The 13170-nt window shown below is 38.4% G+C and carries 10 protein-coding genes; 5 read left to right on the forward strand and 5 right to left on the reverse strand.

Annotated elements, in window-relative coordinates:
- Window positions 1–2 precede the first annotated feature (2 nt).
- Window positions 3–515, forward strand: coding sequence for a tRNA adenosine(34) deaminase TadA (gene tadA, locus H4J57_RS10385; protein ID WP_182213961.1), 513 nt, complete (start codon window positions 3–5; stop codon window positions 513–515).
- Between the two features lie 44 nt (window positions 516–559).
- Window positions 560–1195 (forward strand): lytic transglycosylase domain-containing protein, encoded by a 636-nt coding sequence (locus H4J57_RS10390; RefSeq protein WP_182242776.1) that lies wholly within the window; start codon window positions 560–562, stop codon window positions 1193–1195.
- On the opposite strand, the gene H4J57_RS10395 is transcribed toward H4J57_RS10390, so the two are convergent.
- Both H4J57_RS10395 and H4J57_RS10400 read right to left on the reverse strand, forming a co-directional pair.
- The gene (locus H4J57_RS10395) at window positions 1151–1765 is read right to left on the reverse strand and encodes a MarR family transcriptional regulator (protein WP_182222232.1); all 615 of its coding nucleotides are present in this window, start codon (window positions 1763–1765) and stop codon (window positions 1151–1153) included. The genes H4J57_RS10390 and H4J57_RS10395 overlap by 45 nt on opposite strands.
- 5 nt (window positions 1766–1770) lie before the next feature.
- On the reverse strand, window positions 1771–2445 hold the full coding sequence (locus H4J57_RS10400; protein ID WP_182213965.1) for a nitroreductase family protein: 675 nt from the start codon (window positions 2443–2445) through the stop codon (window positions 1771–1773).
- A gap of 375 nt (window positions 2446–2820) precedes the next feature.
- Between H4J57_RS10400 and H4J57_RS10405 the strand changes: the two genes are divergently transcribed.
- Window positions 2821–3720 carry a universal stress protein gene (locus tag H4J57_RS10405; protein WP_182242778.1) on the forward strand — a complete coding sequence of 300 codons (900 nt, stop codon included), beginning with the start codon at window positions 2821–2823 and terminating at the stop codon, window positions 3718–3720.
- Window positions 3721–3862: 142 nt separating this feature from the next.
- On the opposite strand, the gene purL is transcribed toward H4J57_RS10405, so the two are convergent.
- Window positions 3863–7789 (reverse strand): phosphoribosylformylglycinamidine synthase, encoded by a 3927-nt coding sequence (gene purL, locus H4J57_RS10410; protein ID WP_182242886.1) that lies wholly within the window; start codon window positions 7787–7789, stop codon window positions 3863–3865.
- Window positions 7790–8051: 262 nt separating this feature from the next.
- Here purL and mltF point away from each other — a divergent pair, with 262 nt between their 5' ends.
- Complete coding sequence (gene mltF / locus H4J57_RS10415) at window positions 8052–9422, forward strand: membrane-bound lytic murein transglycosylase MltF (RefSeq protein WP_259364767.1); 1371 nt, start codon at window positions 8052–8054, stop codon at window positions 9420–9422.
- A gap of 272 nt (window positions 9423–9694) precedes the next feature.
- Here mltF and H4J57_RS10420 read toward each other — a convergent pair whose 3' ends face one another.
- Window positions 9695–10285 (reverse strand): carboxymuconolactone decarboxylase family protein, encoded by a 591-nt coding sequence (locus H4J57_RS10420; protein ID WP_182242780.1) that lies wholly within the window; start codon window positions 10283–10285, stop codon window positions 9695–9697.
- A gap of 485 nt (window positions 10286–10770) precedes the next feature.
- On the opposite strand from H4J57_RS10420, the gene H4J57_RS10425 reads away from it, so the two are divergent.
- The gene (locus H4J57_RS10425; protein ID WP_182242782.1) at window positions 10771–11541 is read left to right on the forward strand and encodes an ABC transporter substrate-binding protein; all 771 of its coding nucleotides are present in this window, start codon (window positions 10771–10773) and stop codon (window positions 11539–11541) included.
- A gap of 129 nt (window positions 11542–11670) precedes the next feature.
- Here the strand turns inward: H4J57_RS10425 and cysS are convergent, their stop codons facing one another.
- Window positions 11671–13056 (reverse strand): cysteine--tRNA ligase, encoded by a 1386-nt coding sequence (gene cysS, locus H4J57_RS10430; protein WP_182222186.1) that lies wholly within the window; start codon window positions 13054–13056, stop codon window positions 11671–11673.
- Between the last annotated feature and the right edge of the window lie 114 nt (window positions 13057–13170).

The raw sequence follows: 13170 nt of genomic DNA on the forward strand, positions 1-13170 counted from the left end.
TGATGGATAGTGAAGCACAACAAGCATTAGACCAAGTGTTTATGCAACGAGCTTTTGAGCTTGCCCAACAAGCAGAAGCGATTAACGAAATCCCCGTTGGTGCTGTGGTTGTCGCTAATAATCAAGTGATAAGTGAAGGCTACAATCAGTCGATTACACTTAACGACCCATCAGCCCACGCTGAAATGGTTGCGATACGCCGAGCTGGCTTAGCTTTACAAAACTACCGTCTGCTCGACTGTACGCTCTATGTAACATTGGAGCCTTGCCCAATGTGTGCTGGTTTATTGGTACATAGCCGAATTAAACGCGTGGTGTACGCGACGCCAGACTTAAAAACAGGCGCTGCAGGTAGTGCCTTTAATTTATTGTCTGATGAAAAGCATAATCATCAAATTGTGCTGTCTTGTGGCATAATGGCAGAAGAATGTAGCCAATTACTGTCTGCTTTTTTTAAACGCCGCAGAGCTGAGAAAAAAGCGCTAAAACAGCAAGCGAAGTTAGTACAAAAATAAGCGCTATACTCAGTATTATTGTTACTTCAATCTAGAGCGTTTTATTGAAATTATCTTGTGGCTTATTGTTCCTATTTATGTGCTTCACTCATCATGTCATTGCAGAAGATAGTGTGAGAGTTTACCAATATCAATCAGAAAAAGGCATCAGCTCTTTTTCTGATATTCCCCCTAGTACCTCAAGTTATCAACAGGTCAGCATAGGTTGCTTTGCCTGTAAACTTAACGCTATGGTTAACTGGCATAACACGCGTTTATTTATCGATCATTTCAGATCAACCATTAATCAACAGGCAAAGCTTTATAAAATTGACCCTGCCCTTATTCTTGCGGTCATTCATGCCGAATCACACTTTGACCCACAAGCTTTGTCTAAAACTGGCGCACAAGGGCTCATGCAGTTAATGCCGGCAACAGCTAAAGCGTTAGGCGTTAGGAATTCATTCGATGCTAAACAAAATATTAGCGCAGGCAGTAAACATTTAGCACGTTTGATAAGAAAGTACGGTGGTAATATTACGTTAGTTTCAGCGGCCTATACAGGCGAAGGTGCTGTTAAAAGGTATAACGGCGTGCCCCCTTTCCCTGAAACTGAAATTTATGTTGAACGGGTAAAAATTTTACATCAGCGCTATTTAACCCACATCACCACTTCGCCCTTTTTTGTACCAACGAATTAATTCTTTTTGATCGCCAGGAGCATCTTCACCTTGCGCTATTTTAGTGAGCGCTTGTTTCGCTAGTAATTGTTCGACTTTATCTTCAATTTTACTGAGCGTATTATAAAAAGCACTAGTTTCATCAGCGGTTAAAACACTTTCAAGCTCTTTTGAACGCAACTCCATCGCGGTAGTAAGCTGTTGATATAATGCCTTACCTTGGTCATTTAGGGCTAAAATTTTAATGTTTTTACTTTTTTCATCTCGACGAATGTCGATTAAACCTTTTTTATCTAATGCTTTTACTGCACGACTAACATTATAAGAATCAATACGAGATTGATAAGCAATGTCCGCTGATTTAATCGGCATGTATGAGCCAATATTTAATAGAACGCGCATTTCTCTGGGTTCTAGATCACAGAGTTCACGAATTTTCCAGTCACGATTTAAAGCGAGTAAATTGCTAACAACCGCGACTCTAAACGGTAAGTGCTTGGTTAAATCTAAGGGTTCAGCTATTTCTTTCGTTAGTCTAAACGCTTTATTTCTGGCAGATATAGTAATGAGAGTACCTCGGGGTTTTAAAATAAGGACTACAAAAAAGTCGCAATTTCATTCAGTGGTTTTTTAACTAAAGCATGCTGAGGCACCGTAGCATCTTCGCTTGGATAGCCGGTAATAAGTAACATATAAGCGCGATCATTTTCTGGACGTCCACACACTTTACTTAAAAAAGACATAGGTTTTGGTGTATGGGTTAGCGTCACTAAACCAGAGGTATGCAAGGCATTAATTAAAAAGCCCGTCGCGATCCCAACAGATTCATGAACATAATAGTTAGTGTTTTTCTCTGTTGAACTTATGCCACCTTTCTTTTGGCTGAATATGGCGATAAGCCATGGTGCATTTTCTAAGTAAGGTTTATTAGCATCTGTGCCGAGCGCTTTTAAAGCACCTAGCCACTCTTCACCTGCTCGGCCTTCATAAAAGCCTCGTTCATGAAATTCAGCCTGTTCTCTAATTTTCTTTTTTATATCGCTACTATGTACAGCGACAAAGTGCCAAGGTTGATGATTAGCACCACTTGGCGCCGTTGCAGCAGCTTTTATACAGTTTTCTATAATCTCTTTAGGCACAGGGCGATCGCTAAAATTGCGAATGCTATGGCGACGCTTTATATCCAAGTAGAAGTTTTCAGAACGCAAGCGCATTTCTTCAACAGGGTATTCAATGTAATCGGTGAGCGGGCTTGAGTCATGATCTTGCATCGAGATTTATCCATTTTTTTAATACCAATAGCTAGCAGGATATAACACTGTACAGATATTGCAAGTGCAACAATAGTTATAGTCAGCATGCTATTTTCCGTACCTATATTTTTACACTATTGTCGATAAGTTAAATAAATTGAAATCAAATCAGTTAAGTAAAATTACGCTTTATAATTAATTTTACAATTAACGCTAATATTTTCAATAAACTAAAATCAACAATTAAAATCTGTATATATGTTCTACTTTTTATGATTATTTTATTATAAATCCTTCCTTTTTAAGTTTAAATAAGTCTTGTGGCTACATAACCTATTTTCATAAATAAACTATATTTAATTATTTGCTTTTAAAGTAACTGGAGACACTTCCATGGATAGCTTCTCAAATATATTAACGCTAGTTAAACCTAGAACGAGCGATTTAATTTCACTAAAAAAATCGATACTTTTGGCTAAAAATAATCACGCTCGCGTCACTGTTTTAGCAACAAAAGAAAAACCTTCTCGCTATCAACGCTGGCTTAATCATAAAACAACGACTGAGTTAGTTAATGAAGAAAAAATTAATAGCTTAATTCATCTTGCCAAACAAGAAGGTATTTCTATTAACTATAAAATACGGGAGGAGCGCGATCAATTTATCACGCTAAAAAAGCAACTAAAGGAAAATCAGTATGACTTGGTGGTAGCAGAAAACCTAAAAAAAGCACCACACCTTTGGACGTTTGAACAAGCAGAGTATACGCATTTATTACGTGTTTCAGATACATCAGTTTTATTCGTTGGTGACCATCAATGGTTAAATAATGGCAATGTACTAGCGGCTATTGAAACAGAGGAAAATACCGTAACGCATAAAACATTTAATAATGAAATTATTGAAAAATCATCTGATTTAGCAAAACTATTAATGAGTGATATTCATTTGTTTAATTGTTATTTAGAAAGTTGCAGTGTTTCCTTTCAGCCAATGAAGTCAATGAAGTCAATGAAACAATCTAAAAATCATTTAGATCATCTGACATCATTCGTTAAACCCTATCATTTTAAAGGTGAAAATTTACACGTTGAGGAAGGATTAGCCGATGATATTATTCCATCTTTAGCAAATAAATATAATGTGAATGTTGTGGTTATGGGATATGGGGAACACCAAGGATGGTTATCTAGAATTAAAGGTCACACGCTTGATTATGTTTTAAATAACTTACATTGTGACTTGTTAGCATTAAAGCAATCTAATAACCATGCAAATAAACCACACCACTGAGCAAAAATTATTTTCTTATTAAAACAACCCTATAAATAATTTTCTGATTAAAATAATTTTAGACAAAAAAATACCGTTCACCTTAAGTGAACGGCATTAAATGGTTAAGTGCATTATTTTTAACTAGACACACTCAAAAAAATTAACCAATAAAAGCACGCGCATTACGGAACATGCGTACCCAAGGTGAGTCTTCTTGCCATTCATCTGGGTGCCATGAGTTTGCAACCGTTCTAAAAACACGCTCAGGGTGTGGCATCATAATAGTAACACGGCCGTCTGTTGTGGTTAGGGCGGTAATACCGTCTGGCGAGCCGTTCGGGTTAGCTGGGTAAGTTTCAGTAACTTGACCATAGTTATCAACATAACGCATTGAAACCGTGCCAGAATCATTGGCTGCACCAATGGCTTCTTCAGAACTAAATTCTGCATGACCTTCACCATGAGAAACAGCAATCGGCATACGAGAACCTGACATGCCTTTAAATAATACTGAGGGGCTTTCTTGAATTTCAACTAATGAGAAACGTGCTTCAAAACGTTCAGATTTGTTTTGTACAAAATGTGGCCACGCTGCTGAACCTGGAATAATTTCTTTCAGGTTAGATAACATCTGACAACCATTACAAACACCTAAAGTAAAAGTATCTTGGCGTTCGAAAAAGGCTTTGAACATGGCTTTAGCATCTTTGTTAAACAAGATAGATTTTGCCCAACCTTCGCCAGCACCTAATACATCGCCGTAAGAGAAACCACCACAAGCGACTAAACCGTTAAAGTCAGCTAAATCGGCACGCCCTGATAAAATATCAGACATATGCACGTCAATGGCAACAAAACCAGCACGGTCAAAAGAGGCCGCCATTTCAACATGAGAGTTAACGCCCTGCTCACGCAATATCGCAATTTTAGGGTTAGTGCCCTGCAATGAATCTTGTGCAATTAACTTAGCAACAATATCCTCATTAATATCAAAAGTAAGCTCAGCATGTAAACCTGGGTCTTCGGTATCGTACTTAACATCATGTTCTTGTTGAGCACATTCAGGGTTATCACGCAGTGACTGCATTCTGTAGGTGGTTTGTGCCCAGACGGTACGATAGTAAGTACGAGAATTTTCAAGTACTACCTTGCCATCACGGCTAAAGCGAAGCGTATCTTCGTTATTAATGCGGCCGATATCAGTACAACAATCTAAAATTCCATGAGCCGCTAAAATAGCATCAATCGCTGCAACATCGCTTTCACGAATTTGAATAACAGCGCCGAGCTCTTCATTAAACAATACGTCAATGTCATTACCTGAAACTGAGCTTAATTTTGTTAAATCAATATCAACACCGGTGTGACCAGCAAAAGCCATTTCAACGACAGTTGTGAATAAACCACCATCAGAAATATCGTGATAAGCAATAAGCTTTTCATCACGAACCAAGGTTTGCATAGCATTAAAGAAGCCTTTTAAGGTTTCAGGACAATCTACATCGGGGGTTTCATTACCCAAGTGCTTATAAACCTGTGCTAAACATGAGCCACCTAAGCGCTTTTTACCTTTTGATAAATCAATAGCTAGAATTCGAGTCTCGCCTTGATCTATTCTTAACTCAGGGGTGACTGTTTTTCGAATATCTTCAACAACACCAAAAGCAGTAATGATTAATGACATAGGTGAAGTGACTGATTTTTCTTCGCCGTTATCTTCCCATTTGGTTTTCATTGACATTGAGTCTTTGCCAACCGGAATAGTTAAGCCAAGCGCAGGACAAAGTTCTTCGCCGATGGCTTTAACCGCTTCGTATAAACCAGCATCTTCACCTGGGTGACCTGCGGGTGACATCCAGTTAGCAGACAATTTTATACGGTTTAAATCACCGATATCTGTACCGGCAATATTAGTTAGTGATTCAGCGACCGCTAAACGAGCAGAAGCGCCAAAGTTTAATAATGCGACCGGTGTACGTTCACCCAAAGACATCGCTTCGCCATGATAAGAGTCAAGCGCAGAGGCGGTAACACCACAATCGGCGACAGGTACTTGCCAAGGACCAACCATTTGATCACGATTAACCATACCTGTTACCGAGCGATCGCCAATGGTGATCAGGAACGTTTTTTCTGCAACTGTCGGTAATGACAATATGCGGTCCGCGGCATCCGCTAAGGCAATGTCCGTTAAAGAGAACACATCACCTGCTGCTTTAGCTGTGGCGACATCTTTAAATATTTTAGGCGTTTTGCCTAATAAGACTTCAAGCGGCAAATCAATCGGGGTATCGCATTTAGCATTACCAGAAAAATGTGCATCAGTAACCGTTAAGTGTTCCTCTTCGGTTGCACGCCCTACCACTGAGAATGGTGCGCGTTCACGAAGACATATTTGTTCAAAAGTTGCTAAATTCTTGTCTGATACCGCAATAACATAACGTTCTTGAGATTCGTTACACCAGATTTCATGAGGAGCCATGCTGCGTTCATCATTAGGAACATTACGCAGTTCAAAAACACCGCCACGACCGCCATCAGACACTAATTCAGGGAATGCATTAGATAAACCACCTGCGCCAACATCATGAATAAAAGCGATAGGGTTGTCTTCGCCAAGCTGCCAACACTTATCGATAACTTCTTGGCAACGACGTTCCATTTCTGGATTTTCACGTTGCACAGAAGCAAAGTCGAGGTTCTCGGCTGATTGGCCAGAAGCCATTGATGATGCTGCTCCGCCACCTAAACCGATATTCATTGCCGGACCACCAAGTGCGATTAAGTGAGCACCAACAATAATTTCACGCTTTTGTACGTGTTCGTCACGAATATTACCCAAACCACCGGCTAGCATGATGGGTTTATGGTAACCACGAACCTCTGAGCCATTAAACGAGTTAACTTCTTCTTCGTAAGTACGGAAATAACCTAAAATAGCTGGACGGCCAAATTCATTATTAAATGCCGCTCCGCCTAAAGGACCTTCCAACATAATGTCTAATGCTGAAACGATACGATCTGGTTTACCAAAATCAGTTTCCCAGGGTTGAACAAAATTAGGAATGCGTAAATTTGATACTGAAAAGCCCACTAAACCTGCTTTGGGCTTGGAACCAATACCTGTCGCGCCTTCATCACGAATTTCACCACCTGAGCCTGTCGCTGCTCCAGGGTAAGGAGAAATAGCTGTTGGGTGATTATGCGTTTCAACTTTCATTAAAATTTGAATGTCTTCGTGATGATAACTATAAACGTTGGTTGCTGGATTAGGGAAGAAACGACCACCCTTATTACCGACCATAACGGCAGCGTTATCTTTATAGGCACTTAAGACAAAGTCAGGGTTTATTTCATGGGTATTACGGATCATTTTAAACAGCGATTTCGGCTGTTTAACACCATCAATAGTCCAGTCAGCATTGAATATTTTATGACGACAATGTTCAGAGTTTGCTTGAGCAAACATGTAGAGTTCGATGTCGTGTGGGTTTCTACCTAATTTGGTAAAGTTTTCGAATAAATAATTTACTTCATCTTCTGCTAGCGCTAAGCCTAATTCGACGTTAGCAGCCATTAATGCGTTTTTACCACCATTTTCAATATCTATAACGGTTAATTCACTGGGTTCAGCCGTCGCAAAAAGCGCAGTAGTTGCTGACATCTCAGTAAAGACCGTTTCCATCATTCGATCTGAAATTAAATGATTAAGTTGAGCCTGCTGCTTTGCATCCAAAGGTTTGCTGGTAATATAATAAGCAATACCTCGTTCTAAACGGTTAACTTTCGCTAGACCACAATTATGAGCAATATCTGTTGATTTTGAAGACCAAGGAGAAATAGTACCCGGACGCGGAGTAACCAATAAAAATTGACCAACAGGTTCATGTTCTTTAATGTTTGGTCCATACTTAAGAAGTTGCTGTAAAACTTGAAACTCTTCGTCGCTAAGATCAGCTGAAATATGTGCAAAGTGTGTGAATTCAGCATAAATATCTGTCACAGGAAGTTCTAATTCAGCGCATTGAGCCAATAACTTTTTAACTCGAAAGTCTGAAAGAGCAGGAGCGCCGCGAAGGGTTTTCATCAACATCGTCATAAACGTAATCACCAGTTTAGTTTTATTTTAGTTGCGTTTTCGCAGTTAAAATAATGGAAGAAAAATCGCGCATATTATAGTTTATATAAAGGGTTTTGATAAGCGTTAAAAGATTAACTTAAACAGTTAATCTTGATAATTGATAAAAAGTGCTTTGAATAAAGCTGGAATCACGCCACAATGACCTTATATGATTAAGATAAATTTTAAAATAGTTAAAAAAATCAGCAAGTTTGTAAGCATATTCTTCTTGAGTACTTTTTTGCTATTCGGCTGTCAGCCAACAGAAGATAATGCCAGTTTGCAGCGAATAATTGAGCGTGGCTATATTAAGGTCGGTACTATTTATGGCTTAACCAGTTATTATCTAGAAGCTGAAGACGCTGCAGGTTTTGAATATGAGCTGGTAAAAAATTATGCAGACTCATTAGGTGTTGAATTAAAAGTAGTGCCTAGCTACAGCCTTGAAGAACTTTTTGATAAATTAGACAGCGGCCAAGTCGATATATTAGCAGCAGGCTTAGCTGTGACCGATAAAAGACGTCAAAAATATAATTTCTCTCCTAGTTATGATGATATCAGCCAAAAACTTGTTTTTAAACAGGGCGGCATTCGACCTCGTGACATAGAAGATTTAACGGGGAATTTATTGATCATGGCGCATTCAAGCCATGAAGAAAATCTTATTCAATTAAAAAATAGCCATCGTGAGTTAACTTGGCAAATCAGTGATGAATTCGATAGCGAAGAATTATTACTGAAAGTTTTATCAGAAGAAATTGACTACACCATTATCGACAGCAATACCCTAGCAGTTAATCGCCGCTATTATCCTGAAATCAGCATTGGCTTTACCATAAAAAAACCACAACCTTTGGCTTGGGCAGTTAGAAAAAATAATGACCAATCAATCTATGCCAGTCTTGTTGAATTTTTTGGCAAAGTACACCACGACGGTACATTATTAGCACTTAATGACAAATATTATGGTCATGTTGAAGAGTTTAATTATGTTGATACCCGAATGTTTATTAAAGCGGTTGAAGGTAAACTGCCTCAATACCAACCGCTCTTTGAAAAGTATAGCCAAGAGATTGACTGGCGATTATTGGCCGCGATTAGTTATCAAGAATCTCATTGGGAACCTCACGCCCGCTCGTATACAGGTGTGCGTGGTATGATGATGTTAACTTTACCAACGGCTAAGCAAATGGGTATTAAAAGTCGCTTAGATGCTGAACAAAGTATTCGTGGTGGCGCTAAATACTTTAAACAAATGATCGATAGAATGCCCGATAGAGTACCTTTCCCTGACCGTTTATGGTTTGCACTTGCCTCATATAATATTGGTTTAGGTCATTTAAATGACGCACGAAAAATAACAGAAAAACAAGGTGGTGATCCCGACCGCTGGGTAGAGGTTAAAGATCGCTTACCATTACTTAAACAAAAAAAATATTACAAGCCAACTCGATACGGTTATGCCCGTGGTGATGAAGCGGTAAATTATGTTGAAAACATCAGACGTTACTACGATACCTTGACTTGGATGGATAATAAATCAAGAGAATATGTTCTTCCTGAACCGTTGGAAACGCAAGCCATCGCTATAATAGAATAACTTAAGTTGATAATCTGTGTTAATGTGAAGTTAGCTGTTGTTTCACTCAATAACTTTTACGTTGTCATCAAAGTGAAACATAGTTAAGCAATACTAAGTAAGTAGATAACTTCAAAGAGAGTCATAATGAACAATAAAATTAGACGACAAGTACAAAGTTCCCATAGAAAAAGACAGTTACAACGACAAAAACATAAGATAAACACCCGTCGCTTGGGACATTTCCTAATAGAAAACCAATAGAAAATCACTATTGGTTTTCACCAATAACCTTAAGTATGCTTACCTTGAGTCCATGTTGACTCGTTCAATAGTCGACTACCTGCATCAACAGCCCCTGTTTCCATGGTTGTCCCCATAGAGTCATTCCAACGATTTAAAAAGCCAAATAAAGATATAACGCTAAGAATTTCAATAATTTCACCGTTATCCCAGTATTTATGTAGTTCGCCAGATATACTATCGTCAACAGCATTGGGTACACTTGAAGCCGCAAGCGCAAATTCAAACGCTGCTTTCTCCGCTTTACTGTAGTTATCACTTGTTCGAAAAGACCAAATATCAGCTAACCTTTGGTCAGTTCCACCATAGCGCTCTGCCGCTAAAATTGTATGTGCCTCGCAATAGCGACAACCTGTATTAGCACTGGTTATATAACCCACCAAACGTTTTTGTTCAGCGGTTACTCTACCTTCATTTGCCATTACAGCAATATTTAAACTAATAAAAGCCTTAGCTACAGCTGGGCGCCGTTGCATGGTCAGTACACTATTCGGACAAAAACCTAACGTTTCATTAAAGAAACGGGCAAGCTCAGTAATGTCTTCATTTTCATCGCCAGTAAGTGGCTCGACTAACGCCATAACTATCTCCAAGTATCGTTAAACTAATCGTTAAAGATACATTAGTACAAACCCATGATATTGCAAGTGCAACATCATCGACTTATGTAATGGTTAGGAAAGTATCAAATAATAAGGCGTTATAACGCCATAGAAACGGCGATGAGAATCAGCTAAATTGACTTTAGCAATAATAAATTAGACGCGTTCGCTGTTAAGCAGCGAAAAACTACAGAGCCAGCTAAATCTAGCCGTATTACTGTTTATCTAGCGAATAATTAATAGTTTCAACGCCAATATTAATTTATTTTTATTGACAGCAACTGCATTTTTTTGCTTTTAAATTAAGCTTATGTCAATGTAGATGTAACAAATTGTTGCTGTTGGTACCATTGATAGTGCAATATGATGATATAAATTTGTCTATAAAGCATTTATAGGCAAATAAAGTTACCGTAATATCAGGATCTCGATTCATTAATTAGCTGATGCATGGAAGAAAGAGAATGAAAAAATATATACTCTTAGTTCTATTATTGATTGTAAATAGTCCTGCTCACACTGCTCCTTCAAGAGATTATGCGGTTGGTTGGGAGTTATGGTATCCCTATCAATACCACAATAAAAAACAAGAACTTGTTGGTTTAGATTTCGATATTTTCAATGCGATTATTAAAGAAACTAATTTCAAGGTAACCTTCACTGAACTGCCTTGGAAAAGACATTTACAATACATAAAAACAGGCAAAATGGATATGGCGATGGGTGCATCCTATACGCTTGAACGAGAAGAAAACGCCTATTTTTCTCTACCTTATCGTCTTGAGAAAGTTAATCTTTTTGTCAAAAAAGGCATGGCTGATAAAATTAAGCTCGAGACATTAGGTGATCTGGCTAATTCTAATTATATGATTGGTGTTGAAGGGGGATATTTTTATGGTGAGGAATTTCAAAAACTTATTACAACCAAAGACTTTCAAAGCCATATTAATAACGTTATCGACCTAGAGCAAAATGTAGCACTATTGCTAAAAGGTCACATCGACGGATTTTTGGTCGACCCTGTAACGATGAAAGTGTTCTCTGAAAAATACTTTTTGCAAGATGAGTTTGAGATGCACTCATTAAAAATATACCAAGATAATATTCATATTATGTTAAGCCGTGAATCCTGTACTATTGAAACCCTTAATCTTATTAATGAAGCCATTACCAAATTAAAACAAAGTGGCGAAATTGCTAAAATAATTAAACGCTGGACAGCAAACAACCAGTAATTAACACATTATTGTATTTCGTAAATCATCTAATTTAAAAAGTAACATGCCTTTTAAAACAAAAAACCTCAATAACAATGTGTTATTGAGGTGTCATTTTTTATCAACTGGCTGTTAACCGGCTATAAATTAGCTTTTACGCCAAGTGGTTTTGCCAGCACTGTCTTCAACGATAATATTCATCGCCGCTAATTTATCTCGAGCTTCATCAGCTAATAACCAGTTTTTACTTGCTCTCGCATCATTACGTTGTTTTATTAACGCTTCAACTTCAGCGACTTCATCGCTGTCACCTTTTCCTTGTAAAAAACTTGCTGGAGATAGTTGTAATAAACCAATCAATTCTCCCAAACCTTTAAGCGTCGCGGCTAAATAAGGCGCCTTATCACTGCTTTCATTTTTAGCGACATTTAACTCTTTGGCTAAATCAAATAATACCGCTAACGCTTGTGGTGTATTAAAGTCGTCATTCATTACTTTAATAAATTGAGCAACAAACGTGTCATCCTTATCTAGTGAAAAATCAGCAAGCACCTCAACATCACGCAAAGCCGTGTAAATACGCTCTAGAGCAGAGCGTGCCTGTTCTAAATTATCTGTAGAATAGTTTAGCTGACTACGATAATGTCCAGAGGTTAAAAAGAACCGAACAGTTTCTGAGTCATACTGGCTTAGCACATCACGAATAGTGAAAAAATTATTGAGTGACTTTGACATTTTTTCTTGGTCAACTTGCACCATACCAGTATGGATCCAATAATTCACGTAAGGGGAATCAAGCGCACAACAACTCTGTGCTACTTCATTTTCATGGTGTGGAAACTGTAAATCTGAGCCACCGCCGTGAATATCAAAATGATGACCTAGTTCTTTAGCGCTCATCGCTGAACATTCAATATGCCAACCAGGACGCCCTGCTCCCCAAGGTGATTCCCAACTTGGATCGCCTGGCTTAGCTGACTTCCACAAAACAAAATCCAGTGGTGACCTCTTACTTTCGTCGACTTCTACACGAGAGCCAGCTTGTAATTGCTCTAAATTTTGACCGCTGAGTTTGCCGTAGTCTGCAAAGCTCGACACAGCAAACAACACATCGCCACTAGTGGCGACATAGGCATGCTCTTTTTCGACAAGTGTGACGATCATGGCAATAATTTCGTCCATGTGCGTCGTCACTCTTGGTTCTATATCTGGTCGTTCAATATTCAAACTATCAAAGTCTTCATGCATTAATGCAATAGTACGCTCGGTAAGCTCGTCTGGTGTTTCGTTATTTTCTTGTGCCCGCTTAATTATTTTATCTTCAACATCGGTAATATTACGGACATAATTTACGTCATAACCAGAAAACCTTAGGTATCTAGCAATGTTGTCAAAGCTAATATAAGTACGTCCATGACCGATATGACATAAATCGTAAACCGTACAACCACACACATACAAACCGACTTTACCTGCTTCAATTGGGGTAAAAACTTCCTTCTGGCGGGTCAATGTATTGTATATCTGTAACATAAGATTTTCTGGCTCCGATCACGATTAAAATAGGGGTAATTAATAGTTAATAAAAATTATATCAATTTTCGATAATTGTACCCGAACAAAGCGCTAGGGTCATTATTTACCTAC

Origin of the sequence: Colwellia sp. BRX8-7 (assembly GCF_014077275.1) — a bacterium.
Classification (GTDB): domain Bacteria; phylum Pseudomonadota; class Gammaproteobacteria; order Enterobacterales; family Alteromonadaceae; genus Colwellia_A.